This is a genomic window from Acidovorax sp. Root402, from assembly GCF_001425125.1.
Lineage (GTDB): Bacteria > Pseudomonadota > Gammaproteobacteria > Burkholderiales > Burkholderiaceae_C > Acidovorax > Acidovorax delafieldii.
The window spans coordinates 338335-364169 of record NZ_LMDQ01000001.1; the positions used below are offsets into that span (position 1 = coordinate 338335).

At 67.0% G+C, this 25835-nt stretch carries 26 protein-coding genes; 13 read left to right on the forward strand and 13 right to left on the reverse strand.

All coding sequences use genetic code 11. The annotated features are described in order from the left end of the window. Positions 1-74: 74 nt before the first annotated feature. Positions 75-686 carry a TetR/AcrR family transcriptional regulator gene (locus tag ASC83_RS01580; RefSeq protein ID WP_056057057.1) on the reverse strand — a complete coding sequence of 204 codons (612 nt, stop codon included), beginning with the start codon at positions 684-686 and terminating at the stop codon, positions 75-77. Between the two features lie 106 nt (positions 687-792). On the opposite strand from ASC83_RS01580, the gene ASC83_RS01585 reads away from it, so the two are divergent. Next, positions 793-2865: an acetoacetate--CoA ligase gene (locus tag ASC83_RS01585; RefSeq protein WP_056057059.1), complete on the forward strand. Its 2073-nt coding sequence runs from the start codon at positions 793-795 to the stop codon at positions 2863-2865. Between the two features lie 88 nt (positions 2866-2953). On the opposite strand, the gene ASC83_RS01590 is transcribed toward ASC83_RS01585, so the two are convergent. Both ASC83_RS01590 and ASC83_RS01595 read right to left on the reverse strand, forming a co-directional pair. After that, positions 2954-3952 (reverse strand): tripartite tricarboxylate transporter substrate binding protein, encoded by a 999-nt coding sequence (locus tag ASC83_RS01590; RefSeq protein ID WP_056057061.1) that lies wholly within the window; start codon positions 3950-3952, stop codon positions 2954-2956. Positions 3953-4046: 94 nt separating this feature from the next. Then, positions 4047-5999: an AMP-binding protein gene (locus ASC83_RS01595; protein WP_056057697.1), complete on the reverse strand. Its 1953-nt coding sequence runs from the start codon at positions 5997-5999 to the stop codon at positions 4047-4049. Positions 6000-6271: 272 nt separating this feature from the next. Between ASC83_RS01595 and pssA the strand changes: the two genes are divergently transcribed. Both pssA and ASC83_RS01605 read left to right on the forward strand, forming a co-directional pair. Beyond that, the gene (gene pssA, locus ASC83_RS01600; RefSeq protein ID WP_056057700.1) at positions 6272-6898 is read left to right on the forward strand and encodes a CDP-diacylglycerol--serine O-phosphatidyltransferase; all 627 of its coding nucleotides are present in this window, start codon (positions 6272-6274) and stop codon (positions 6896-6898) included. A 42-nt stretch (positions 6899-6940) separates the two neighbouring features. Continuing rightward, complete coding sequence (locus tag ASC83_RS01605) at positions 6941-7783, forward strand: PhzF family phenazine biosynthesis protein (RefSeq protein WP_056057702.1); 843 nt, start codon at positions 6941-6943, stop codon at positions 7781-7783. Between the two features lie 113 nt (positions 7784-7896). Here the strand turns inward: ASC83_RS01605 and ASC83_RS01610 are convergent, their stop codons facing one another. After that, entirely contained in the window at positions 7897-8778 is an 882-nt protein-coding gene (locus ASC83_RS01610; protein ID WP_056057705.1) for a LysR substrate-binding domain-containing protein, read from the reverse strand. Between the two features lie 66 nt (positions 8779-8844). Between ASC83_RS01610 and ASC83_RS01615 the strand changes: the two genes are divergently transcribed. Next, a complete protein-coding gene (locus ASC83_RS01615; protein WP_056057708.1) occupies positions 8845-9990 on the forward strand; it encodes an MFS transporter in 1146 nt (381 codons plus the stop codon). A 54-nt stretch (positions 9991-10044) separates the two neighbouring features. Next, on the forward strand, positions 10045-10557 hold the full coding sequence (locus tag ASC83_RS01620) for a hypothetical protein (RefSeq protein ID WP_056057062.1): 513 nt from the start codon (positions 10045-10047) through the stop codon (positions 10555-10557). Positions 10558-10658: 101 nt separating this feature from the next. On the opposite strand, the gene ASC83_RS01625 is transcribed toward ASC83_RS01620, so the two are convergent. Beyond that, positions 10659-11582 carry a DMT family transporter gene (locus tag ASC83_RS01625; RefSeq protein ID WP_056057064.1) on the reverse strand — a complete coding sequence of 308 codons (924 nt, stop codon included), beginning with the start codon at positions 11580-11582 and terminating at the stop codon, positions 10659-10661. A gap of 172 nt (positions 11583-11754) precedes the next feature. Here ASC83_RS01625 and minC point away from each other — a divergent pair, with 172 nt between their 5' ends. From minC to yccS, 4 genes are all read left to right on the forward strand, one after another. Continuing rightward, positions 11755-12519 carry a septum site-determining protein MinC gene (gene minC, locus ASC83_RS01630; RefSeq protein WP_056057065.1) on the forward strand — a complete coding sequence of 255 codons (765 nt, stop codon included), beginning with the start codon at positions 11755-11757 and terminating at the stop codon, positions 12517-12519. Positions 12520-12566: 47 nt separating this feature from the next. Continuing rightward, positions 12567-13382, forward strand: coding sequence for a septum site-determining protein MinD (minD, locus tag ASC83_RS01635; protein WP_056057067.1), 816 nt, complete (start codon positions 12567-12569; stop codon positions 13380-13382). Positions 13383-13384: 2 nt separating this feature from the next. Beyond that, positions 13385-13651, forward strand: a complete 267-nt coding sequence (minE, locus tag ASC83_RS01640) for a cell division topological specificity factor MinE (protein ID WP_015011987.1) — start codon at positions 13385-13387, stop codon at positions 13649-13651. Between the two features lie 169 nt (positions 13652-13820). Continuing rightward, the gene (yccS, locus tag ASC83_RS01645; RefSeq protein ID WP_056057070.1) at positions 13821-16019 is read left to right on the forward strand and encodes a YccS family putative transporter; all 2199 of its coding nucleotides are present in this window, start codon (positions 13821-13823) and stop codon (positions 16017-16019) included. Positions 16020-16059: 40 nt separating this feature from the next. On the opposite strand, the gene ASC83_RS01650 is transcribed toward yccS, so the two are convergent. Both ASC83_RS01650 and ASC83_RS01655 read right to left on the reverse strand, forming a co-directional pair. Further along, complete coding sequence (locus ASC83_RS01650; protein ID WP_056057072.1) at positions 16060-16650, reverse strand: MOSC domain-containing protein; 591 nt, start codon at positions 16648-16650, stop codon at positions 16060-16062. Then, positions 16647-17168, reverse strand: coding sequence for a flavin reductase family protein (locus ASC83_RS01655; protein ID WP_015011990.1), 522 nt, complete (start codon positions 17166-17168; stop codon positions 16647-16649). The genes ASC83_RS01650 and ASC83_RS01655 overlap by 4 nt, the downstream gene beginning before the upstream one ends. 104 nt (positions 17169-17272) lie before the next feature. On the opposite strand from ASC83_RS01655, the gene ASC83_RS01660 reads away from it, so the two are divergent. Both ASC83_RS01660 and ASC83_RS01665 read left to right on the forward strand, forming a co-directional pair. Beyond that, positions 17273-18064 carry an alpha/beta fold hydrolase gene (locus ASC83_RS01660; protein ID WP_056057073.1) on the forward strand — a complete coding sequence of 264 codons (792 nt, stop codon included), beginning with the start codon at positions 17273-17275 and terminating at the stop codon, positions 18062-18064. A 61-nt stretch (positions 18065-18125) separates the two neighbouring features. Then, entirely contained in the window at positions 18126-18884 is a 759-nt protein-coding gene (locus ASC83_RS01665; RefSeq protein WP_056057075.1) for a YdcF family protein, read from the forward strand. Between the two features lie 45 nt (positions 18885-18929). Here ASC83_RS01665 and ASC83_RS01670 read toward each other — a convergent pair whose 3' ends face one another. After that, positions 18930-19505 carry a flavodoxin family protein gene (locus ASC83_RS01670; protein ID WP_056057077.1) on the reverse strand — a complete coding sequence of 192 codons (576 nt, stop codon included), beginning with the start codon at positions 19503-19505 and terminating at the stop codon, positions 18930-18932. Between the two features lie 38 nt (positions 19506-19543). Further along, positions 19544-20881 (reverse strand): D-amino acid dehydrogenase, encoded by a 1338-nt coding sequence (locus ASC83_RS01675; RefSeq protein ID WP_056057079.1) that lies wholly within the window; start codon positions 20879-20881, stop codon positions 19544-19546. 176 nt (positions 20882-21057) lie between these two features. Here ASC83_RS01675 and ASC83_RS01680 point away from each other — a divergent pair, with 176 nt between their 5' ends. Together ASC83_RS01680 and ASC83_RS01685 are read left to right on the forward strand one after the other, a co-directional pair. After that, positions 21058-21969 carry a LysR family transcriptional regulator ArgP gene (locus ASC83_RS01680; protein ID WP_056057711.1) on the forward strand — a complete coding sequence of 304 codons (912 nt, stop codon included), beginning with the start codon at positions 21058-21060 and terminating at the stop codon, positions 21967-21969. Between the two features lie 116 nt (positions 21970-22085). Then, positions 22086-22709, forward strand: a complete 624-nt coding sequence (locus ASC83_RS01685; protein WP_082522288.1) for a TetR/AcrR family transcriptional regulator — start codon at positions 22086-22088, stop codon at positions 22707-22709. A gap of 101 nt (positions 22710-22810) precedes the next feature. Here the strand turns inward: ASC83_RS01685 and ASC83_RS01690 are convergent, their stop codons facing one another. From ASC83_RS01690 to ASC83_RS01705, 4 genes are all read right to left on the reverse strand, one after another. Beyond that, the gene (locus ASC83_RS01690) at positions 22811-23749 is read right to left on the reverse strand and encodes a fasciclin domain-containing protein (RefSeq protein WP_056057081.1); all 939 of its coding nucleotides are present in this window, start codon (positions 23747-23749) and stop codon (positions 22811-22813) included. Between the two features lie 55 nt (positions 23750-23804). Continuing rightward, positions 23805-24260, reverse strand: coding sequence for a fasciclin domain-containing protein (locus tag ASC83_RS01695; protein ID WP_056057084.1), 456 nt, complete (start codon positions 24258-24260; stop codon positions 23805-23807). A gap of 191 nt (positions 24261-24451) precedes the next feature. Next, positions 24452-24874 (reverse strand): universal stress protein, encoded by a 423-nt coding sequence (locus ASC83_RS01700; protein WP_015011999.1) that lies wholly within the window; start codon positions 24872-24874, stop codon positions 24452-24454. Between the two features lie 113 nt (positions 24875-24987). After that, entirely contained in the window at positions 24988-25833 is an 846-nt protein-coding gene (locus ASC83_RS01705; protein WP_056057087.1) for a metallophosphoesterase, read from the reverse strand. Positions 25834-25835: the final 2 nt, after the last annotated feature.

Consider the following 25835-nt stretch of genomic DNA (forward strand, 5'->3'; position numbering starts at 1 on the left):
GTTCCTTTCTTCGCACGGTTGTGCGAAATTGAGGCATAAAAAAACAAGAGCACTCCCTGGCACACCACCGCGTATCAAGCGGGGGAGGGGAGATAACTCTTGACGAGGCGCGCCCAGGACGCCTCGGTGCGTGCCACTGCCTGCGGATCGCGCAGGAAGCGAACGTCGTGCAACAAGCCCATGATCAGGCCATAGATCTCGCCCACCAGCTGGTCGGGGGATGTGTCGGCCGCCAGGTGCCCGGCCTCGATCGACTGGATCACGGTGCGGCGCAATGCGGCGCGCCAGCGGGTGATTTCAGCGTGCAGCAGGTCGCGCAGCTCGCCCTCGCGGTCGTCCAGCTCGAACGCGCCTGCGGTGTAGATGCAGCCCGTGAAGGCCTCCACGTCGCGCGTGCGGGCAATCCAGCGGCGCAGGATCTCCTGCAGGCGCGGCAGGCCCTTGGGCTGCTGCATGGCGGGTACGAACACATCGGCCAGAAAGCGGCGGCCAAACTCCTCGATCACCGCTTTTTGCAGCGCCTCGCGCGAGCCGGCCCGCGAGAACACGCCGCTCTTGGACAGGCCCACGCGGTCTGCCACGGCCTGCAGCGTGATCGACTCCAGCCCCTCGGCCGCAGCCAGGTCCAGCGCCGCGCCGACGATGGCGGCGCGGGTGAGTTCGGCTTTCTGGGTTTTGGCGTCCATGGGCGCAATTTAGCACGATTGTGCGAAACAAGGCAATCCCCGCGCTGTCAACCGGGCGACGGGTGTGGCTGGCCTCTGCCGGGCGCCGCTGGTACGCTGCGTCGCCATGGAGACAACACACAACACCCCGCCCTACATTCCCCAGATCCGCCTGTACCAGAACTGGCTGCGCGACCAGCGCGGTCTGCAGTTCGACAGCTACGACGCGCTGTGGCGCTGGTCCACCACTGATCTCGACGCCTTCTGGCAGAGCATCTGGGACTACTTCCAGCTGCAGTCGCCCACGCCCCACACGGCCGTGCTGGCGAAGAACACCATGCCCGGCGCTTTGTGGTTCCCCGGTGCGCAGGTCAACTACGCACGCCAGGCGCTGCGGCATGTGGATGCCGCCCACGCGGCGGGCCTGCCCGCCATCATCAGCCGCAACGAAAAGGGCCAGCACCGCGAACTGAGCTGGCCCGAGTTGCGCCGCCAGGTCGCGTCGCTGGCGCTGCACCTCAAGGCCCAGGGCGTGTTGCCCGGCGACCGCGTTGCGGCCTACCTGCCCAACGTGCCCGAGGCCATGATCGCCTTCCTGGCCACGGTGAGCATCGGCGGCGTGTGGAGCATCTGCGCGCCCGACATGGGCACGCATGCGGTGCTCGACCGCTTCCGCCAGATCGAGCCCAAGGTGCTGATTGGTGTGGACGGCGTGAGCTACGGCGGCCGCGACCACGACCGCTGCCCCGTGTTGGCCGAGCTGCGCGAGGCCCTGCCCAGCGTGCAGCACGCGGTGCTGCTGGGCAATCTAAATGCTTCTGTTTCGATAGCTGGCTGGGCAAGCTGGACGAACGCTACCGCCCGAAATGATGCAGAAACGGCTGCCTTCGAGCCGATGTGGCTGCCGTTTGACCACCCCCTGTGGATCGTCTACTCCAGCGGCACCACCGGCCTGCCCAAGCCCATCGTGCACGGCCATGGCGGCACGGTGCTGGTGGCGCTGCAGCTCAAGGTGCTGCACAACGACATCGGCTGCAGCTACGAGGCCAACAGCTTTGGCGAGCGCTACCACTGGTACAGCTCCACGGGCTGGGTGATGTGGAATGCGCAGCTCAGCGGCCTGCTGTCGGGCACCACCTGCGTCATCTTTGACGGCAACCCCGGTGGCAGCAAGGACCACCCCGACTGGGGCGTGCTGTGGCGCTTTGCGGCCGAGACGGGCGTGACCTTCTTCGGCGCGGGCGCGGCGTTTTTTGCCAACTGCATGAAGGCGGGCATTACGCTCGCGGACTATGGCGACTTGACGCGCATCCGCGCTTTGGGCACGACCGGTTCGCCGCTGTCGCCCGAGGTGCAGCAATGGGGCACGGCGCAGTTCGAGGCCATTGGCACGCGCGACATCTGGTGGAACAACATATCCGGGGGCACCGACTTTTGCGGCGCCTTCATCGGTGGCAACCGCGAGATGCCCCAGGTGCCCGGCGAGATGCAATGCCGCATGCTGGGCGCGGCCGTGGAGTCCTGGGACGCCGAGGGCCGCCCCGTGCAGGACGCGGTGGGGGAGCTGGTTTGCGCGCAGCCAATTCCATCCATGCCGCTCTACCTGTGGGGTGACAAGGACGGTTCGCGTTATCTATCGAGCTACTTCGACATGTACCCCGCAGGCCATGGCCGCCAGCCTGGCGGTGGCGACGGCCCCGCCAGCATGGGCGCGGTGTGGCGGCATGGCGACTGGCTCAAGATCGGCGCCAACGGCGGCTGCGTGATTTATGGCCGCAGCGACGCGACCATCAACCGCCACGGCCTGCGCATGGGCACGAGCGAGATCTACAGCGCGGTGGAGGCCTTGCCCGAAGTGCTTGACAGCCTGGTGGTGGACCTGGAATACCTGGGCCGCGAGAGCTACATGCCGCTGTTTGTGGTGCTGCGCCCCGGCTACGCGCTGGACGATGCCCTGCGCGCGCGCATCAATGGCGCGGTGCGCACGGCGCTGAGCCCGCGTTTTGTGCCCGACGACATTTTTGCCGTGGCCGAGGTGCCGCGCACGCTGAGCGGCAAGAAGCAGGAGCTGCCCATCAAGAAACTGCTGCTGGGCCAGCCCATCGAAAAGGTGGTCAACAAGGACGCGATGGCCAACCCGGGGTGCCTGGACTGGTATGTGGCGTTTGCGGCGCAGCGGGCGAGTACGCTCCAAAAATAATAGCTGCTAGCGCTTATTGAATGAGCGCTAGCGCCTTGTTTGGATGCAAGGGTTCGTGCGGCACCGAGGCGCGCTGCGCCCCAGGGGGTCAGTCCAGCTTCGCGCCCGATGCCTTGATCAGCCGCTCCCACACCGGGCGCTCCTTGTTCATGGCCGCGGTGAACAAAGCCGGTGAGCTCTTTTGCACGTCAAAGCCCATGGCCGTGATGCGCTGCGCCACATCGGGATGCTCGGTGGCTTTGCGCACCTCGGCCGCAACGCGCTCCAGGATGGCGGGCGGTGTGCCTGCGGGGGCTCCAAACGCCAGCCAGCCCGCCACGCGGTAGGCCTCGTCGTTCAGGCCCTGTTCGCCCAGCGTGGGCACGTTGGGCAGCGTGCCCATGCGGCGCTCGCCGCTCACGCCAATGGCCTTGAGCTTGCCGGCGTCGATGTGCGCCTTGACTTGCAGTGCACTCGCAAAAGCAATCTGGATCTGCCCACCCAGCAGGTCCTGCACCATGGGCGCCTCACCCCGGTAGGCCACGTGGCTCATGTCGGCGTTCTGCGACTGGCTCATGTACGCGCCGGCCAGATGCGGGTAGGCACCCGTGCCGTACGAACCGTAGGCCACCTTGCCCTTGTTGGCGGCGATGTATTTCAGCAGCTCAGGCCCCGTGGCCACCGGCACGCTGGGGTGGGCCACCAGCACCAGGGGCGCGATGGCGATCTGGTAGATGGGCGCGATGTCCTTCTCGGGGCTGTAGGGCAGCTTGGTGTACAGGAACTGGTTGGTGAGCATGGAGTTGCTCAGCGCCAGCAGCAGGGTGTAGCCGTCCGGTGCGGACTTGGCTACCGCGTCGGTGCCGATGATGCCGGCCGCGCCGGGCTTGTTGTCGATGACCATGGGCTGGCCCAGGCCCACGGCCATCTTCTCGGCCAGCACGCGCGCCAGCACGTCGGTGGCGCCGCCGGGGGCGAAGGGCACCACCACCTTGATGGGCTTGTTGGGGTAGGCGGCCTGTGCCCAGGCAGCGGTGCCGGTGCAGGCGGTGGCAGCGGCCAGCGCGGCAGCGCCGAGCCAGGAACGGCGGGTCAGGGGGAAGGGCATGCGTTGTCTCCTGTCGTGGTTATTAGCAATGAGAAATCGAACGGGCTCCACCAGACATGGTGGCGGGCCGGGGCTTGGCTGTCACGCCATGGGCTTATGCGGTCTGGGGGCTCCCTGGGGCGGGGCCGGTGGTGACGCGCACGGTGAGGGGCAGGGGCGCGAGCATTTCGCGCAGGCGGGCCTGCAGCGCGTCGGCGTCGGGGCCCGGGGCCACGGTCACGCGCACGGCGTTGTCGCCCTCGGGCTGTACCTGGGGACGGAGGCCGTCCGTGGCTTGTCCACACACGCCATCGACCAGCGCTTGCACCGTGTGGCAGGCGGCGCGTTGGCGCAGCTCGGGCTTGTAGATCTTGCCCACGTTGGTCACGGGCATGGTCTGCAGCACCTGCACCCAGCGCGGGCGGGCCACGGCCTCGTCCACGCGTTCGGCGGTGAAGGCCAGCAGTTCGGCCTCGGTCACAGCCGGTGCACCGGGCACCAGCGTGGCGTAGACCACGGGCAGCTCGCCCGCATAAGCATCGGGCGCGCCCACGGCGGCGCACAGCTGCACGGCGGGGTGGGCGCCCAGCGCGTCTTCGATCACCTTGGGGTCGATGTTGTGGCCGCTGCGGATGATGAGGTCCTTGGAGCGGCCGCTCAGGTGCAGGCGGCCCTGGTCGTCCACAAAGCCCAGGTCGCCCGTGGCCAGCCAGCCATCGGGCGTGAACGCCTTGGCCGTGTCGGCTGCATCGAGAAAGCCCGAGAACAGGTTGGGCGACTGGAACAGCACCATGCCCGGCTGGCCGGGCGGCAGGTCCTGGTCGGACGCATTGCCCTGCGCATCCAGCGCCACGATGCGCAGCTGGGTGTACGGCAGCCGCCAGCCCACGCAGCCTGCGGGCGCGTTGACGCCCGGTGGGGTGATGGTGGAGATGCCCGCCATCTCCGTCATGCCCAGGCTTTCGTGGATGTGCAGGCCAAACAGGCGCTCAAACCGCGCCGCCAGCTCGGGCGCCAGGATGGCCGCGCCGGTGCGGCAGTAGCGCAGCGTGGCAATGTCGGCCCCGTCCAGCGGCACGTTGGCCAGCGCCGCCAGCACTGTGGGCACGGCCGAGAGGTAGGTGCAGCGGTAGCGCTCTACCAGCCGCCAGTAGTTCGCAATCACCTCGCGGTTGCGGAACAGGCCGGTGGTGGGGATGATGGTCTCCACCCCTGCCGACAGCGCCGCCAGCGAGCCGGGCAGCACTCCCGCCACATGGAACAGCGGGTAGCCGTTGATGCCCACGTCCTCGGGCCGTATGCCCTGCATCTGCACGCTGCCCCAGGCGGTGAACACCTGCGCGCCGTGGCTGTGGCGGGCCAGCTTGGGCGCGCCGGTGGTGCCGCCAGTGTGGAAGTACGCGGCGATGTCGCTGGCCACAATGCGGCGGCCGCTTACTAGGTGGTCGCCCGGGTGCTGGTGGCGCGCGGCCAGGTCGAGCATGCCTGGGGGCAGGGCGGTTGTTGCGCCCGCTGCCTCGTCGTGCGGGGCTACGCGCAGCACTGTGGTCAGGGTGGGTACCAGGGCGCGCAGGCGCAGGGCCTTGCTCCAGTAGCCCAGGTCGCCCTCGCCGCCGTAGGCAATCAGCACCTTGGCCCGGGCCAAGGTCATCATGGCCGCGATCTTATCGTCGGTGAGCATGGGATTGAGCGGCTGCACGATGCCCGCCGCCTCGCCACCCCACAGGGCCAGGTGGTATTCGAGGCAGCCGGGCAGCAGCACGGCCACCGCGTCTTGCGGGCCCACGCCCAGGTGGTGCAGCAGGTTGGCTGTCTGGTGGATGCCGGTGAGCAGCTGCGCATACGACCAGCGGATGGGTTCGGCAGCCGGGTCGGCGGCGGGCAAAAAGGCCAGCGCCGTCTTGTCGCCAAACGCCGCCGCCGAATTCACAAAAATTTCGTAGGTGCTCTGCACCGGCAGCGCCTCGGCCAGGGGGCGGGCTTCGAGCCGTTCCACATCCTGCAGGCTGCGCACCGGGGCACCCGGGGCAAAAGGACTGTGCAGGGGGGGCAACGAGGGGTGGCGCATGGGGTTGTCTCGGGTCTTGTGGGGAATCAGGTCGGTCACCGATGGTGCACATATGCGGCGTCGTCCTACCTGGCGGCGACCGCCGCTTGCCCACAGTCTGTCCGTGTGCCAGCGCAAAAGCAGTCACGCAGATGTCAGGGCAGGTCTTCAGGGCATACAGGCGATCCGCTGCGCGATGGACAACAGGCTCTTGACGCGCCGGTGGCGCTGCAGCACACCCATAATGGACCTTGTTGATTGCCACTGCGCGCCCCGCTGCGCGCCTTTACTTCATGAACACACCGCAGCCGCCCAAACGTTTTTCGATGATCCGTGAGTTCCACCTGGCCGACTGGTTCACGCTGGGCAACGCGGTCTGCGGCGTGGGCGCGCTGTTCTCGGTCATGTCGTACCTGGAGACCAGCAATGTGGTGCATGTGTACTTTGCATGTGCCCTGGTGCTGGCCGCGCTGATCTTTGATGTGCTGGACGGCCGCATCGCGCGCTGGCGCCAGAAAAGCTCGGCCATGGGCCGCGAGCTGGACTCGCTGGCCGACGTGATCTCGTTCGGCGTGGCCCCGGCGATCATTGCCTATGGGTGCGGCATGCAGGGCCTGTACGACCGCATCGTGCTGGCCTACTTTGTGGCCTGCGGCGTGTCGCGCCTGGCGCGCTACAACGTCACGGCCGAAACCCTGTCGGGCGACGATGGCAAGGTCAAATACTTCGAGGGCACCCCCATCCCCACCTCCATCGTGCTGGTGGGCCTGCTGGCCCTGGCCGCCTGGCTGGGAGCAGTGCGCGAGAACCTGTGGTTTGGCAAGCTGCTCATCGGCGGCTTCACGCTGCACCCGCTGGTGCTGCTGTTTGCGGTGTCGGGGTCGCTGATGATCAGCCGGATTCGCATTCCGAAGCTCTGAGCCGCTGGCTAGCGCGTCCTTTCTTTGTGGATGTTGAACACCATGGCACTCCAAAAAATCGCAGCGTTCTCCGACGGCCCCCAGGGCGGCAACCCCGCCGGTGTGTGGATCGGTGACGCGCTGCCCAGCCCCGCAGATATGCAGCGCATTGCCGCTGAAGTCGGTTTTTCTGAAACTGCGTTTGCCGCCCCGCTGGGCGATGGCCGGTGGCGGGTGCGCTACTTTGCGCCCGAGAGCGAGGTGCCCTTCTGTGGCCACGCCACGATTGCCCTGGGCGCCGCGCTCGCGAAGCGCGAGGGCGACGGCGTGTTTGCGCTGTCGCTGAGCCAGGCCGAGATCACGGTCGAAGGCCGCCGCGCGGGCGATCTGGTGCAGGCGGCGCTGCAGTCGCCCCCCACGCGCAGCGGGCCTGTGCCAGCGGCGCTGCTGGCCGATGCGCTGGCCCTGTTTGGCCTCAGCGCGGTCGATCTGAACCCGCGCATTCCGCCCGCGCTCATCCACGGCGGTGCGGACCACCTGGTGCTGGCCCTGCGCAGCCGCGCGGCGCTGGCGGCCATGCACTACGCGCTAGATGCCGGCCGCACGCTGATGGTGAGCGCCGGGCTGGTCACCATCGTGCTGGCGTTTGTGGAGTCAGACCGCCTGCTGCACACCCGCAATGCCTTTGCGTCGGGCGGCGTGCTGGAAGACCCGGCCACGGGTGCCGCCACGGCCGCGTTGGCGGGCTACCTGCGCGACCTGGGCTGGCCGCACGGCGGTGCCATTGACGTGGTGCAGGGCGAAGACATGGGCATGCGCTCGCGCCTGCGGGCCGAGATCGGGCCGGTGGCTGGCAGCTCCATCCGCGTGTCGGGAACGGCGCGGTGGATGGGCGATGGCGAATGATTTTTGCTATTGAAAATATAGCTGCTAGCGCATGATTCACTAGCGCTACCGCCCGATTTGTGCAGAAAGCGGGCAAGCCGAGCACGTGGGGCTCTGTGCGCCCGGCCTCCCGCTCAGGCGCTGATCTCGTCCTGGAGCCACTGCACAAAACGCAGCGTCTCCGCCGATGGGTCCGGCGCCATGCCCAGGTAGTGCCGCGTCAGCGGCAGGCGCAAGCTGGGCAGCGGTGACACCAGCCGCCCCGAGGCCAGGTCGTGGGTGATCAACGACACCGGGGCCACCGCAAAGCCCAGCCCATCCACGGCCGCCTGCAGCACAAAGTGCAGGTGGTCAAACTGCAGGCAGCTGGAGGGCTGGAGCGTTGGCAGGTTTACCTGCTTCTTCCAGCTTTCCCAGTCCTTGCTGCGCGACTTGGACAGCAGCAGCACGTGGGACGACAACGCCTCGGGCCGCGTCACCGGGGGCTGGGCGAACAGCGTCGGCGACCCCACCACCAGCGCCTCGTCTTCCAGAAACGGGTGGACCTGCATGCCTGGCGGCCACCCGCGCGGGCCGCGCCGCAGGGCCAGGTCGAAAGCCTCGGCCGCGTGGTCGGGTGCCAGCGTGCTGGTGATGACCTGGGGCTCGATGTCCGGGTGCTGGGCCACAAAACCCGGCAGCCTGGGGATCAGCCAGCGCACCGCAAAGCTGGGCCGCACATTGATCTTCACGCTGCGCAGCCCGGCATCGCCCCGCAGCGACTGGGCTGCAGCGCCGATCTGCGCGAGTGCAGGTCCGACCTGTGCGTGGAACTGGTGGCCCGCCGCGGTGAGGAGCACCTGCCGGGTCTTGCGCTCGAACAGGTCCACGCCCAGGTGGGCCTCCAGCGCCTTGATCTGGCGACTGATGGCGCTGTGGGTGACGTGCAGCTCCAGCGCGGCGTGGGTAAAGCTCTGGTGCCGCGCCGCCGCCACAAAGGCGCGGACGGCGTTCAGCGGGGGCAGGCGGGGTGGCATGCGTGCAATTTTGTCACGCATGGCGCGCAGCAATATCGTTTGTCGCGCCCGGCACTGCCGCGCACCATGCGGGCCATGCCACAGCCTTCGGACGACACCTTGGCCCCAGACCTCCACTCGCGCCGCGCCGCCTTGGCGCTGGGCCTGTCACTCCCCGGGGACACGGTGCTCTACCTGCTGCTGCCGATGTTTGCCCCGGCGTTTGGCGTCACCCTGTTTGAAGCGGGCATTCTGCTGGCCGCAAATCGCCTCGTGCGCATTGCGGGCTACGGGGCGGTGGCGCGGTTCTATGCCCGCCATGGCGAGCGCCTCACCTGCTCGCTGGCCGTGCTGGCCGCCGCCGCGTGTGCGCTGGGGTACGCCATCCTCAGCGGCTTCATCGCCTTGTTGGGCCTGCGGCTGCTGTGGGGCCTGGCCTTTGCGGCGCTGAACCTCGCCACGCAGGCGCTGGCCACGGCCGAGCCTCTGGGCGCAGCGCGACGCGCCGGGCAGTCGCGCGCCTTTGCAGCACTGGGGCCTATGCTGGCCCTGCCCGCTGGCGGTGTCTGCGCGCTCTGGTGGGAGCCCCGGGCCATCTTCTTTGTGTTTGCGGCTGTTGCGTTGTGCGCCTTGCTGGCCACGCGGCATTTGCCCGCCCAGCCGCATGCTCTGCCGCCACCGCCCAAGCGCTGGGACAGGTTGCCGGGTCGCCTGGACCGCTTTTCGTTCGTTGAGGGGCTGGTACTGGACGGCCTGTTCATCATCGGCCTGTCGTACCTGGGCCGCGATGTGCTGCCGGGCCATCCGGTTGTCGTGGCGGGGCTGTTGCTGTCGGTCCGCTATCTGGCCGAGATCGCGCTGAGTGTGGTGGGTGGCGACCTGGCCGAGCGCTATGGCGCCGAAGTGCTGCTCGTGGGTTTCGCGGCGCTCACGTCGCTGGCCCTGGTGGGTTTTGGCCTGGGGTGGCTGTGGACCAGCGCACTGGCCATCGTGATTTTGCGGGCCCTGCTGCTGCCGCTGTTGCCGCCGCTGGTCGCGCGCCGCACACCGGGGCCGGGGCGCATCCAGGCCCTGGCAACGCGGTCGGTCTGGCGGGACCTGGGCGCTGGTGCAGGCCCGGTGCTGGCGGGTGTGCTGCTGCCCATTGCGCCGTCCGCCTGGGTGTATGGCGTCGCAGCCTTGCTGCTGTCGGCCACGGCCATCGCCTGCTGGGCGCCGCGCAGCGGCGGATGAGGCGCGGATCGGCCATCGCCCCTTTTTACAACCTGCCGTTTTGGAGAAGTCCCCGTGAACATCCACACCACATTGATCCGCTGCGCCGGTGGCACCGTTGACCTGCCCGCGCGGCCCATGAACCACCGCAGCGATGGCGGGCATGTGCTGGTCCACCCGCCGCGCCCCGTCTGGGAACGCAGCGAGCTGACGCCCGAAGAGCTGGCGCATTGGTCGTGCCTGGTGGCCGCAACGGGCCGGGCCATGCTCGACACCTTGCCGCAGCTCGCCGGAGGCTGCCTGAACTACTGGGAGGCGGGCAACAACGCGCTGAACCCGCTGGCCCACCCGCAGGGGCCCAAAACCCCCGCGCTGCACCGCAAGATGCACCTGCACGTGTTTGGAAGAAGCCCCCGGGCCACCCACCCGGACTGGCTGTGGGGCGAACCGCCCCGGTTTCCGAATTTTGCGCAGTCTGAGGCTTGGACCCAGCAGTTCACACGACTGGAGGACGATGAGGGCGCCGCGCTGGGTGTGCGCATTCAGGCGTTGCTGGATACACGGTATGCACTGAGTCGGGTTGGCTGACGACATCCACCAGCACACGAATTGCTATAAAAATTGAAGCAGTAAGCGCTTGTTGGTCAGACGCTAAGCGGTGTTTTTATGAATCTCTTTTGTTGCGGTTACTACGCGACCACAGGCCGCCGGTTCACCAGTACGATACCTGCCGCCACCAGCACCAGCGCTGCCACCAGCCCGGGCGTCACGGGCTCACCCAGCCACAGCGCGCCAAATAGCAGCGCAAACACCGGCGTGAGAAACACGAACACCGAGATCTTGGTGGCCGGGTAGTGCGCCAGCATCCACATCCAGGCGAGGTAGCTCACAAACGCCCCCACCAGCCCCTGCACCAGCAGCGAACCCCAGGCAAAGCCGCTGAACTGCCAGACCCACGCCTCGCCCAGGCCCAGCGACAGCACTGGCAATACCGCCGTGCTCACCGCCACTTGATAGAAAAGCTGCTTGGCAGGCGCCACACGCGCCAGCGGCGTGGTGCGGATGACTACCGTGGTCAGCGCCCACATCAGGCCCGCAGCCAGTCCCAGAAGATCTCCCAGCCAGCCTTTGGGCAGCGCCGTGCTGGCATGGCCCAGCAGCCCGTCGCCCAGTGCCAGCCCCACGCCCACAAACGCCGCCGCCAACCCCAGCCACTGCCAGCCCTGCAGGCGCTCACCGGGGATGAAACGCGGCAGCAGCAGTGCCACCCAGAAGGGCGATGCATACAAAAACACCGTGAGCCGCGAGGCGGTGGTGTACTGCAGCCCCAGGTAGATGCACGCAAACTCGCCGGCAAACAACGCCCCCGCCAGCAGTCCGGCACGGGTGGCCCCGGCGGGCTCGCCCGCGCCGGAAAGGCCTACACCACGCCACAAGCACCAGGCCGCTACCGCTACCGTGGCCAGCGCAAAGCGCACAAAGGCCTGGAACACGGGCGCCACCTCAGCCACTGTGGCCTTGACCAGCACCTGCTGGAAGCCCCAGAACATGCAGCAGGCGAGCAGCAGGGAGATAGCCAGGGCGTCGATGTGTGTTTTGCGGGTGGAAGGCATCGGCGCATTATCAAAGGGCGCGGTGGGTCTGCCGGTCGCCTGGGTGCATCCGCTGGCCTTCTTGCAGTCCGCTGTGAATGCCGAAAAAGCGCATACGGACGCTTACACAGGCCCACGGTACACTTTGCGCCTTCTGAAACAGGTTACCGCGCTCCTTTTTCCCATCCCCCTCATGGCCCTTACGACGGCGGCGCAGTCCCGCTCCAGCTTTGACCTCAAGAGCGCCTCGCTGCCAGTGGTGGCGGTGTTGCTCAAGACCACCGACGCCGCCCAGTTCGTAGCCGACCTGGCCGAGCGCGTGGCCGACGCCCCGGGATTTTTTGACAACGACCCCGTATTGATCGACCTGGCGCCCGTGCGTGAGGCCGAAGCACCCATCGACTTTGCTGCCATCGCAGCCGCGCTGCGCCAGCACAACACCCTGCCCGTGGCCGTGCGCGGCGGCAGCACTGCCCAGATGGAGGCCGCGCGCGCCGCGGGGCTGGCCGCCGCACCCGACGCGCCTCCCGCGCGTGCAGAGGCGCCAGCGCCGGTGCAGGAGGTGGTGCGTGAAGTGATCCGCGAGGTTGAGGTGGAAGTAGTACGCGAAGTGCCCATGCCCGGCCCCGGCACCGTGGTGGTGGACAAGCCCTTGCGTTCTGGCCAGCAGGTCTATGCGCGCGGCGCCGATCTGGTGGTGATGGCCGTGGTGAGCTTTGGCGCCGAGGTGATTGCAGACGGCAACATCCACGTTTATGCCCCGCTGCGTGGCCGCGCAATTGCCGGTGCGCGGGGCAACACTGAAGCCCGCATCTTTTCGACCTGCCTGGAGCCGCAACTGGTCTCCATTGCAGGCATCTACCGCACCACCGAGACCGAGCTGCCTGCCGATGTGCGCGGCAAGCCGGCCCAGGTGCGGCTGGAAGGCGAGAAGCTCCTCATCGAGCCGCTGGCCTGACCCCTTCATTCCCCATTCGTACCAACCCCACAGAGAATCAGCAACACATGGCCAAAATCGTCGTCGTGACCTCCGGCAAAGGTGGCGTGGGCAAGACCACCACCAGCGCCAGCTTTGCCACCGGCCTCGCCCTGCGCGGCCACAAGACCGCCGTGATCGACTTTGACGTCGGCCTGCGCAACCTGGACCTCATCATGGGCTGCGAACGCCGCGTGGTGTACGACCTCATCAACGTCATCCATGGCGAGGCCAACCTGAACCAGGCGCTCATCAAGGACAAGCAGTGCGACAACCTGTTTGTGCTGGCCGCCAGCCAGACACGCGACAAGGATGCGCTCACGCAAGATGGCGTCGAGAAGGTCCTCAAGGACCTGGCCGCGATGGACTTTGAATACATCGTCTGCGACTCGCCTGCCGGCATTGAAAGTGGCGCCCTGATGGCCATGCACTTCGCCGACGAGGCGCTGCTGGTGACCAACCCCGAGGTCTCTTCGGTGCGCGACTCCGACCGTATCCTGGGCATGCTGGGCAGCAAGACCAAGCGTGCGATTGACGGCGGCGAGCCCATCAAGGAACACCTGCTCATCACGCGCTACAACCCCAGCCGTGTGCAGGACGGCCAGATGCTGAGCCTGGAAGACATCCAGGACATCCTGCGCATCAAGCTGATCGGCGTGATTCCCGAGTCGGAAGTGGTGTTGCAGTCGTCCAACCAGGGCACGCCCGCCATCCATGCGCAGGGCAGCGATGTGAGCGAGGCATACAAGGACGTGATCGACCGCTTCCTGGGGCAGGACAAGCCGCTGCGTTTCATTGACGCCGAAAAGCCCGGCTTCTTCAAACGCCTGTTCGGGAGCAAATAGCCATGGCTTCTTTTCTGTCCTTCCTGCTCGGCGAGAAGAAAAAAACCGCCAGCGTTGCCAAGGAGCGGCTGCAGATCATCCTGGCGCACGAGCGCAACGGCCGCAATGCGTCCGAGCCCGACTACCTGCCCGCGCTGCAGCGCGAGCTGGTGGCGGTGATCTCCAAGTACGTCAAGATCAATCCCGACGACCTCAAGGTGCACCTGGAACGCCAGGACAACCTGGAAGTGCTGGAAGTCAAGATCGAGCTGCCCGATACCGTGCGATAGGCAGCCACTGCCACAGGGCCACGCACTCCCATCGTGCCCCTGCGTCGCCCCAGACCCTGCCCCGCAACCTGCGCGGCAGGGTTTCTTTTTGGGCTGGCGGCATCTGATTTGGCCTGACAATTGCTAGATGTACTAGGGTAATCCCTAATCTCTCGGCAACAAGGCTCCTGTGGACACAACCTGGAAACTCAGCTGGCAGCGTGCACGCAACCATGAGGGCGTCACGCGCGGCGCGCGTGCCTTGGTAGCCCTGGCTGCCGTGCTGGCCTATGGCTGGTGGGCCGACTGGCAGGCTGAGCTGATGCCCGTGCTGCTGGGCGTGATCGCCAGCGCGCTCACCGAAACCGATGACAGCTGGCGCGGACGCCTACGGGCGCAGTGCCTGGCGCTGGCGTGTTTTGGCCTCATGGCCGGGGCCGTCTGGGCCGCAGTGTCCTGGCCCTGGGTGCTGATGGGGGTGATGGCGCTGCTGGCCTTCGGCATCACCATGCTGGGGGCGCTGAGCGAGCGCTACCGTGCCATTGCCTTTGGGTCGCTCATCCTGTTCATCTATGCGGGGCTGGCCGCCCACAGCAGCCGTGCGGGTGCGGGTGACGCCATCCCCCGCATGCTGGCGGGTGCGGCCTGGTACGGCGTGGTGTCGGTGCTGTGGCATGCCGTGCTGCTGCGTGCACCGGTGCGCTACCGCCTGGCCAAGCTCTACGCCATGCTGGGCGAATACCTGCGCCTGAAGGCGCTGTTGCTGGAGCCGGTGCGGGATGTAGACCTGGAGCGCCGCCGCATGGCGCTGGCGCTGCACAACGGCCGCGTGGTGGACGCCCTCAACGCCACCAAGGAGAGCCTGATCAGCCGCATGGGTGCGAGCGCCCCCCCGCTGTGGCTGCAAACGGCCATGCACCAGTACCTGGCGGCGCAGGACGTGCATGAGCGCGTGAGTTCGTCCCACGAGCATTACGACCTGCTTGCCCAGTCGTTCTTTCACAGCGACGTGCTGTACCGCTGCCAGCGCGTGCTCACGCTGCTGGGCGAACAGGCGCTCAAGCTGTCGGTGGCCATCGAGGCGCAGTCGGTGCCCCAGCACTGGGGCGTGACGGCCCGTGCCATTGAGGACATGCAGGCCGCCGTGGCGCACCTGCAGTCCCAGGCGCAGCCCGCCGGTGCCGCGTCCCTTCCCGCCCAGTCCCGGGCGTTGCGGTCACTGCATGCGTTGGCCGACAACCTGACCGCGCTGGCCGGGGTGTTTGCCGGTGCGCTGGCGCTGCCAGCTGGCAACGCCGAAGTGGCGGTGGACCACGCACTGTTTGACCGCGAGCCCCGCAGCCTGCGCGATGCCGGGGCACGCCTGCGATCGCATTGGCAGCTGCAGTCTCCCTGGCTGCGCCACAGCCTGCGGCTGAGCCTGTCCCTCATGGTGGGCTTTGCCCTCATGCAGGCCACGGCCGATCCGCACGGGTACTGGATCTTGCTGACCATCGTGTTCGTGAGCCAGCCGCAGTACGCGGCCACGCAGACGCGGCTGATGGAGCGCGCCAAGGGCACTGCCATGGGGCTTGCGCTGGGGTGGGCGGTGATCCAGCTGTTTCCGGGCGAGCTGGTGCAGGCCGCCTTGCTGGTGCTGGGGGGCGCGGTGTTTTTTGGGGCGCGGCACACCCGCTATACCTTGGCTACGGCGGCTGTCACCACCTTGTTGCTGCTCAGCTTTCACCAGATGGGCGCGGCCAGCGGCGTGATCTCCGCGCGCCTGCTCGATACCGTGGTCGGCTGCGTGATCGCCGCCGTCGCCTCATGGCTGGTGCTGCCGTCGTGGCAGTCGCGCCACTGGCCCCGGCTGGCCGCCCAGGTGCTGCAGACCCAGGCGTTGTACCTGCGGGAGATCCTGGCGCAGTACCAAGGTGGCAAGTGCGACCACCTGGCCTACCGCCTGGCCCGGCGCAATGCCCACAATGCGGATGCCGCACTGTCCAACTCGTACAGCGCCATGCTCAAGGAGCCCTTGCATGTACGTGGCAACGCCGAGGTGGTGGGGCATTTCCTTTGCCTGTCGCACACCCAGCTCAACTACCTGTCGGCCCTGGGGGCCCAGCGCGGTGGTGCGGCGGCCCAGCCCATGGACGAGGCCACGCGTGAACTTGCGCAAAGCCTGCTGGCGTCCCTGCAGCAACTGGCGCTGGAGCTGGAGCGCGCGCAGCAGTCAGGCCGGGTGCGCAAGTCCCACAGCGCCCCGGCAGTGGCCCGGGTGCTGCGCGAGTGGGGCACGGTACCGGCAGCGCCCAGTGCGCACAGCCTCATGGCGGCGCAGCTGCAGCTGGTGGGCAAGGTGTTCCCACAGCTGCAGGCGCAGGCGCGCCAGCTGGTGATCACGGAATAACCTGGGTGGAGTGCGGCGCGCGAATGCTGCCGCAGCCGGGTCAGCGTGCGTGCTTGGCGAACTTGCCCGCAAATGCCTGGGCAATGCTCAGCCCGCGTTGCCCCGCGACCAGCGTGGCGGTCTGCCCAGCGGCGATGGTGCCAGGCCGGTCCACCGCCAGGTAGTAGCCGCAGCAGCCCGCCACCGCCATGGCGCGGCCGGCCTGGGCAAAACCCATCACGGCATTGAACTTGAAGCAGGGCTCGCGAGGCGCCGTCACGCGCAGCACGCAGTCCGGGAAATGCCACTCGTCGCCCACAAACACCTCATGTTCCAGTGGCCCGTCAATGGTGAGGTTTTCGCCCATGAAGCCTGGTGGCAGCGCCTCGTCGAACAGGCTCACGCCCCGTTCGCGGCGTTGGGCCTGCCAGAACGCATAGTGCGCAGCGGGGTAGGCATACACCGCCTTGGCCAGACCGCCGTGCACGCTCAGGTCGGCCTGCTCGTCACCCGCCAGCCCCAGTGGGCCCAGGGCCACGGGGCCAGTGACGGATGTTTTGCCGATGGCGGTGAGCACCGACCGCTCGCCCACCTTCAGGCGGCGGGCGGAGCCGACGTTCACGTGGCGTACGACGATGAAGGGCGCCGTCACAGCGGGTGCTCGGTGTAGAACTTGCCGCCGTGGTACAGCAGGGGCGACGCGCCCTCGCGGTGCTCGCAGCGCTCCACCTCGCCCACGAAGATGGTGTGGTCACCCTCCTTGTACTGGCTGCGGTTGAAGCACTCGAACGTGGCGGCGGCACCGGCCAGCAGCGGCGCGCCGCTGATACCGGGGCGGTGCTCCAGGCCGGCCCAGCGGTCGATGCCGCGGGTGGCGAACCGTTCGGCCAGGTCTTTCTGGTCCGCTGCCAGCACATGGATGGCGTAGTGTGAGCCGTTGGCAAACGCCGGCATGGTGCTGGCGCCATGCGACAGGCTCCACAGCACCAGCGGGGGCTCCAGCGACACCGAATTGAACGAGCTGGCCGTGAGCCCCACCAGTTCACCCGCGGCATTGCGGGCGGTCACGATGGTCACACCCGTGGCGAACATGCCCAGCGCATTGCGGAATTCGCGGGTCGAAAAGCTCGGCGGCAGGGCGAGGGCGGGGCGGGGGAGCGATGGGTTCACAAAAGCGGCGCCAGCGGTGGCGGCGTGGGGGCAAGCAACAGGACCTATTATCAGGCGCCACCCTCCGCTGCGCTGTTGCGGGGTTTACTTCTGCTTTTCACCGCATGGCTGCACTGCTCCCTACCTTCACCACCCTCGGCTCCGGCCCCACCGTGCTCATGCTGCACGATGCCGACGGCGACCACCTCACCTTTGCGCCCCAGGTGGAGACCCTGGCCACCGCTGGATACCGGGCTGTGGCCTGGGACATGCCAGGTTATGGCCGCAGTGCGCCCGTGGAGCCCTACACCTTCAAGGCACTGGCACAAAGCTGTCTGGCGCTGATCGACGCGCTGCGTTGTGGTCCCGTCACGCTGGTCGGCCACGGCATGGGCGCCATGGTGGCGCTGGAGGCTGCGGTGCGCGATGCGTCCAAGGTGCGCCGCATGGTGCTGTGCGCGGGCGGCCCGGCGCTGGATGCCCAGGCCGTGCAAGACTGGGTGGCACCGCGCGAGCAGGCCCTCAAGGCCCTGGATGCGGGCGGCAGCATGGAACAACTGGCACAGACCCTGGTGCCGCAGTGCATCGGCACCGGCGCCCTGCCCGAAGGCGTGCGGCTGGCGGGCCATGCACTGGGCCAGGTGTTCCCGGGCGCTTACCGCCGCGCCCTGGAGGCCCTGCCCACGTTTGACCGGGGCGCTGCCGCGCTGGCGCACCTGGCCATGCCGGTGCTGCTGGTGGGCGGTGATCAGGACCGGTGCACTCCCCCCGCAGCCTTGCAGGCGCTGGCCCAGGTGTTGCCCGATGCGCAGACGGTGCTGCTGCCGCATGTGGGGCATTGGCCCCAGCTGGAAGACCCCGAGGGGTTTGACGCTGCGCTGCTCGATTTTCTGGCCCACCGGCGCACGCTGCACTGACCCATTTGATCTTGGCTCGCCCGGCCGCCGCGCCCGGGCATGAACGCTGCCTTCTTTCTCCATGTTGTTTGCCCTCAAGAAAATTCTGTCTGCGCTGCTGTTGCCGCCGGTGTCCAGCATCGTGCTGGCGCTGTTTGGCCTGTGGCTGGCGCGCTACCACCGTCGCACTGGCAACACGCTGGTGGTGCTGTCGCTGTTGTCGGTGCTGGTGTTGTCCTGGCCGCCGGTGTCGGACGCGCTGGTGCGCAGCCTCGAGCGCTACCCCGCCGTCACGCCGCGCCAGTTGCCCGAGGCGAAGGTGCAGGCCATCGTGGTGCTGGGTGGCGGCGCCGACACCGTGGCGCCCGAATACGGGGTGGACGTGCTCAGCCGGGGCGCACGCGAGCGGGTTCGCTATGCCGCCTACCTGCAGCAGCAGACCGGCCTGCCCATTCTGGCCACGGGGGGCTCCACGGGCGGCACACGGGCCGAGGCCCTGGTGATGAAGGATGTGGTGGAGCGGGAGTTCAAGGGCCGCGTGCGCTGGACCGAAGTGGAGTCCCTCGACACCCGCAACAACGCCGAAAAATCGGCTGTGCTGCTCAAGGCCTCGGGCATCGAGCGCATTGCGCTTGTCACCCACGGCTGGCACATGGTTCGGGCGGCGAAGGACTTTGAACACGCCGGGCTGCAGGTGCTGCCTGCGCCCATGGGCTTCAAAGGGGGGCAGTCACGCAAGCTCTATCGCGTGCTGCCCCGCGCATCGGCCCTGTCCGACAGCAGCCTGGCGCTGCATGAATGGCTGGGCATAGTGGCCCAGCGTGCTTCGCTGGACCGGTGAGAGCTCGTTGACGATCCCCTGCTAGATTGTCCACAGGCTCTGAGATCAGCCTGCCGCGGGTGTGACCAGGAAGCGGCTGGCCGCCTCCACCGCCTGCGCATCGGCCTGCACGGCGCCCGGGGGGCCGCCCTTGCCCCACAGGGCGCCGCCCCAGGTCATGGACAGGAACTGAGCACACAGCGCCACCGAATCGATCATGGGCTGGGCCTTGGTGCGATCGCCGCTGGTGGTGATGAGCAACAGCGTCTTGCGGCCCATGGCGTCCTTGAAGTCCAGGCCGGGCACGCGCATCCAGGCGCTCCACTGGTCGAGGTAGGTTTTGAGCGGCGAGGGGATGCTGTACCAGTACACCGGCGCCACCCAAACAATGTGGCTGGCGGCCAGCGTGGCGTCCAGAAGGGTTTTCATGTCGCCCTCAGGCGGTGCGTAGGTGCCGGTGGTGTGGCGCTGGTCCACAAAGGGCGGCAACTGCATGCGTGCGAGGTGGTGCCAGGTTTGCTCCGTGCCCGCAGGCAGGGCGGCGGCGGCCTGCCGCGCCAGCCATTCGGTGTTGCCGAGGTGGCCGGGTTCGCGGGTGGAGGTGGTGAGGAAGAGGTAATGGGGTGCAGACATGGCCGGCATCGTAGCGGCACCGGCCCGTGTCTGCAGGAGCCGCTACGTCAGGCCGCGACCACGGCGCGCGGCGCGCGCACGGCTTCGGCACCCAGAAAACCAAAGTTCATCGCAGGCTGCTCGCCGCTGATCAGCTCGGCCAGGGCCTTGCCCGAGCCTGCACCGTGCGTCCAACCCAGCGTGCCGTGGCCCGCGTTGACCCAGAGCTTGCCCACGCGGGTGCGGCCGATGAACGGGATGTTGGTGGGCGTGGCGGGGCGCAGGCCGGTCCAGTACTGCGGGTTGCCGCCTTCCTCGGGCGTGCGGGTGTCGCACACGCCGGGCAGGATGGCCTCGATGCGGCGCGAGAGCATGTGGCAGCGCGCGCGGGCCAGGGAGCTGTCGAGTGTCAGGTCCCAGCCGTTGAGCTCGATGGTGCCCGCCACGCGCAGGTGGTTGCCCAGCCGGCTCATGGCAATCTTCTTGCCGTCGTCGATGGTGGAGACCATGGGAGCGCCCTCGGGCTTGAGCAGCGGGAAGGTCGCGCTGTAGCCCTTGCCAGGGTAGATCGGCAGGTCCACGCCCACGCTGCGCAGCAGCGGTGCGCTGTACGAGCCGCAGGCCACCACGATGGCGTCCGCCTTCAATATGAAGTCTTTTTTGCCGCTTGCGCTAGTGGAATTTGGCATGACTGCTACTGAATCAATAGCATTGCCGATTTTGTTCAGGCGCAGCACATCGTGGCCGTACAGGAACTGCGCGCCGCGCGCTGCGCAGCGGCGGGCCAGTTCCTGGGTGAAGACCCGTGCATCGCCGCTCTCGTCGGTGCTGGTGTAGGTGCCGCCAGTGATCTTGTCGCCATAGGCCTTGAAGGCCGGTTCGATCTGCAGCAGCTCGTCGCGGCTCACCAGGCGGCGCTGTACGCCGTGCTTGCGCATCAGTTCGACCGCGTGGCCTGCGGCGTCGAAGGATTTCTGGTCGGTGTAGAAGTGGGCAATGCCGCGTTCGAGCCGGTTGTATTCGATGCCCGTGGTTTTCACCAGGTCCTTCAGTGCCGCATGGCTGTAGGCGCCCAGCGCCACAATTTGCGCCACGTTCCGCTCGAACGCCGCGTCGTTGCACTGCGCGAGGAACTGCAGGCCCCAGCGCCATTGCTGCCAGTCCATCTGCGGGCGAAACAGCAGCGGCGCTTCCTTGTCGAACATCCACTTGAGCGCCTTGAGCGGCGCCTCGCGGTTGGCCCAGGGCTCGCAGTAGCTCACCGAGATCTGTGCCGCATTGGCAAAGCTGGTTTCGAGTGCTGCATCGGGCTGGCGGTCGATCACGATGACTTCGTGACCGCGTTCCAGCAGGTGCCACGCCGTGCTGATGCCGATGATGCCGGCGCCGAGAACAATGGTTTTCATATGCGGAATGCCTTGTGAGCCTTTGCGTGCCACACGCCCCAGTGCGGGACACGATGGGGCGCAGTGTGCGCGACATTGCATTCAACTAAAAGCAAAATTAAACTTACTCCAAAAACATCAGCGCACCTAATGAATAGCGCTGCGGAGACAACCCTCTTTTGTTCGAGCCCGAGACCATGAGCACCTACGATCCCGCCGCCCTGGAATGCCTTGCCGCCATCGTTGAAGAGGGCGGCTTCGAGCGCGCCGCGCAGCGCCTGAACGTCACGCAGTCGGCCGTCTCGCAGCGCCTGCGCGCGCTGGAGGCGCAGGTGGGCTCGGTGCTCATCGTGCGCAGCCGCCCGCTGCGGCCCACGTCGGCCGGGCAGCTGCTGCTCAAGCACACCAAGCAGATGCGCCTGTTGCGCGCCGACCTGGAGCGCGACCTGCAGGAGCTGGCGCCCAGCGCGCCGGGGGGCTCGCGCGAAGACGAGCGCATCTCGATCGCCATCAACGCCGACAGCATCGCCACCTGGGCCATGGGTGCTCTGCACGATCTGGTGCGCCAGCGCCTGCCGCTCGAAATCATCGTGGACGACCAGGATTTCACGCAGGAATGGCTGCGCTCGGGCCAGGTGCTGGGCTGTGTGACCACGCTCAAGCAGGCGCTGCGCGGTTGCAAGATGGTGCCGCTCGGGGCCATGCCCTATGTGGCGGTGGCGTCGGCCAGTTACGCGCAGCAGTACCTGCCGCAGGGGCTGACGCCCCACAACTTCCGCGACGTGTCGTTTCTGTCGTTCAACCGCAAGGACGACATGGCGGCCGAGTTTGTGGCCCGTGCGTTCGGGCTCAAGCGCGTGGCGCTCAACCACCTGTTTGTGCCGGGCTCTGAGGCGCAGATGCGTGCGGTGGCCGCTGGCTGGGCCGTGGGGGTGATGCCCGAGCTGATGGCGCGGCAGGCGCTGGCCGACGGCAGCATGGTGGACCTGGCCCCAGGCCGCTCACTGCCAATCCAGCTCTATTGGCATTGCTGGAACCTGGAGTCCGAGCTGCTGGATGCGTTGTCGGCAGCGCTGACGGGCGCTGCGGCCCAGGCGCTGGTGTCCTGACACGGCCTTGCTGTTCGCCACATGCGGGGCGCAAGGCACGGTTTGTGCTGTCAAAAACGTGAACGACGTAGTTGCATTGCAACTTAGTCATTTATTTTTTTACTGCAATGTATAAAATGGACGCCATGCAAACGCCGCAACCCAAAGTCTCTTTCAAGGAGCAGATGCATCAGGCCCGCGAGGATGCCATCCTCCAGTCCGCCTGCCGCCTGCTGGGTGAAAAAGCCTTCGACGCCATGACCATGGACGACGTGGCCAACGCCGTCGGTATCGCCAAGGCCAGCCTGTACAAGCATTTCTGCAGCAAGGAAGAGCTGTGCAGCGCCGCCATGGTGCAGATCCTGGGGCGCGTACAGGCTTATCTGGCAGGGTTGCCGGCCGACATGCCCCCGCTGGAAAAGCTGCATGCGCTGGTGCGCTGGTCGCTGGAGCGCCTGCTGACCAACGAGATGCCCCTGCTGCCCAGCCGCAACTCCACGCTGCGTGCGGTGCTCATGGCCAACAAGGACTACCTGAACGGACTGGTGGCCGTGAGCGACCAGATCGGCGAATGGATCACCCAGGCCCAGGCCCAAGGGGTGATCAGCCCCACGCTGCCGCCGCTGGTCGTGCTGTACACCCTGTACGCGCGTGCGTGCGACCCGGTGGTGAGCTTCCTCAAGGAAGGCGGCCAGTATTCGGACGCCGAAATCGTGGACTTGGTGGTGCGCACCTGTTTTGACGGCCTGGCGGCGCGTTGAGCCGGGCGGCTTCATAGGCCACACAGCAAAAAGCCCGGCATGCCGGGCTTTTTGCTGTGTGGGTGCTGCGCCGGTGGGGCCGCGCAGCACCTGGGGCCCTGTCACTTCGGCAGGATCACCTTGTCCACCACGTGGATCACGCCGTTGCTGGTGAATACGTCGGTGGCCACAATGCTGCTGGTGCGCATGTTCTGGTCGGTGATCGCCAAGCTGGCGTTGATGGTGAAGGTCTGGCCCTGCACGGTGGTGATGGCGGTATTGACGGGCACTTCGGCCTTGAGCACGCGCGCGGGCACCACGTGGTAGGTCAGCACCTTGGTCAGCAGGGTCTTGTTGGCCAGCAGCGCGTCCTTGGTCACGCCCAGCTCGGTCAGCAGCGCCGCGAACGCGGCGTTGGTGGGGGCAAACACAGTGAAAGGGCCAGCGCCTTGCAGTGTGCTCACCAGGCCCGCGGCCACTACGGCCTCGACGAGGATGCTGAAGTCCGGCAGGGCCGAGGCCGTGGCCACAATGTCCTTGTCGGCGGGTAGCAGCACCTTGTCCACCAAGTGCACCACGCCGTTGCTGGCCTGGATGTCGGTGCTGCTGATGGTGCTCACGCGGTTGCGGCCGTCGGTGATCTTCAGGCCGTTGTTCGACTCGATCTTGAAGAAGCCGCCCGACACCGGCGTGATCGCCTTGCCCAGAGGCACATCAGCCCGCATCACCTTGCTGCCCAGCACGTGGTAGGTCAGCACGGCGGTCAGCAGGGGCTTGTTGGCCAGCAGCGCTTCCTTGGTCACGCCCAGTTCGGTCAGCAACGCCGCAAACGCCGCGTTGGTGGGCGCGAACACGGTGAGCGTGCCTGTGCTCAGCGTGGGTGCCAGGCCAGCTGCGACCACGGCTTCGACCAGGATGCTCAGCTCGGGGGTGTTTTGCGCCAGTTCGACGATGTTGCGCTGGGGTTCGTCGTCGCTGCCCCCGCAGGCCTGCAACAGGGTGGTGCTGGCGCCCAGGGCGGCGGCCATCAGGACGGTGCGGCGATTGAATACGGTGTTCATGGCGGCTTCTCCTCGTGATTGGATGGTGGGTGAAAAGAGCTGTGGTGCCAGTGGCTTACTTGGGCATCAGCACCGTGTCGATCGCATGGATCACGCCGTTGCTGGCGGCCACGTCGGCGGCGATGACCTTGGACTGGTCCACCATCACGCCCATGTTGGTGGTGACGGTGAGTTCCTGGCCTTGCACGGTCTTGACCTTGCCCGCCTTCACATCCTTGGCCATGACCTTGCCGGGCACCACGTGGTAGGTCAGCACCTTGGTCAGTGCGGCCTTGTCAGCCAGCAGGCCGTCCAGCGTGGCCTTGGGGATCTTGGCGAACGCTTCGTCGGTGGGGGCAAACACTGTGAACGGGCCGGGGCCCTTGAGGGTGTCCACCAGACCGGCGGCCTGCACGGCGGCTACCAGGGTCTTGAAGTTGCCCGCCTTCACGGCGGTATCGACGATGTCCTGCGCCATGGCGCTGAAGGTGGCGCCAGCGGTCAAAGCGAGTGCAATCAGGGTCTTCTTCATGGATCGTTCCTCTCGGTTTCGATGGAAATGACACGCCAAGATGGGCGTGGCGCGAATGTATAACCATTTGGTACGAAAGTAAACTGATTGGTTATTCAATAACCATTTAGTCGTAACGAGATGAAAAAAAGCCCTGCAAGGCAGGGCTTTGGGGTGGGCGTTGCGCCGTTGTGCGCAGTGGACCTGCGCGTTCAGCGAACGATCAGCAGCGGCACCTTGCTGTGGGCCAGCACCTGGGTGGTCACCGAGCCCATCACCAGCGTGGCGATGGCGCCATGGCCGTGCGAGCCCATGACCAGCAGGTCGAACTTGCCGGTGTCTGCCACCTTGGCAATGGTCTCGCCCACCGCGCCGACCTTGACGCTGCGCTTGGCATCCACCCCGTGGCGGCCCAGGAACTTGCACACCGGGGCGAGGATTTTTTCGGCTTCTTCAGCGTGGTAGTTGTCGACCACTTCCTTGCCCAGCGCGGCGCGTGCACGGGGAGGCAGCGGGGCCTGCACCGTCAGCACGGTGTAGGTGTGGGTGCCGCCCAGCAGTTCTTCGTGGGTGGCCAGGTAGGCCAGCATTTTCTTGGTGTAGGCGCTGCCATCGACAGCAAGCAGGATGTTCATGGTGTTCTCCGAAAAAGGATGAAGCAGACTACTCTGCGCGGGTGCCTGTTGTCTTGACCTGGGTCATGTTGTTCTGTTCGGCGCGTGGCGGATTCGTACGAACCGCGCACCGATCATACGGTGACCATGCAGCGCGGCTGAAACGCTATCTGCTCGCCCTTGCGCGCATAACCCAGCGGGTTAGCCACCACCCGGCACTGCCAGGCGGAGCCATCGCAGTGCGTGCCCTGGGCGGTGTAGTCGCTGGGCGCATGCAGGTGGCCGTGCAGCCACAGCGGGGTGTACATCAGCAGGTCGTCCAGCGCGTTGCAAAACCCCGCCGTGCCAGGCACCAGGCCGTAGCGGGGGTCGGCGCTGCGCAGGCTGGGCGCAAAGTGGGTGACAACCACGGTGGCACCGTCAAATGGCTGCTGCAGCGCATCGCGCAGCCACTGCTGGCAGACCAGCGCCTGATCGCGCATGGGTTCGGCCAGAAACGGCTCCGCGTGGCGCGTGCCACCGGTCTTGCGCAGGTAGAAGTTGGCCGCGCGAAAAGCCTTGTCGCGCAGCTTGAGCCGGCGCGTGAGGTCGGTGGTGCCTTCATGGTCGGCCAGCGCGTCGAAATCGCTCCAGAGTGTCGTGCCGACAAAGCGCACGCCTTGCAGCACCAGGGTTTCACGTTCGAGCCACGCAATGCCCAAGCGGTCACAGGTCCGGCGCAGCCGCAGGTGCGCGGCATCGAAGTCCTGGGCGTCGTACTCATGGTTGCCGGGCACAAACAGCACGGGGGTCGGCCAGCCTGCATATTGGGACAACGGCGAAAACCGGGCCAGGCCGAAGTCGTCGTCGTCCAGTTGAGAGCCCTGCTGGTAGGAGCCCACGTCCCCCGCCAGCACCAGCACATCCGCGCCAAGGGCGGGCTCGGGCACAAAGTGGGGGTGTGCCTCCAGATGGAGGTCGGACAAAAGCTGGATATTCATCA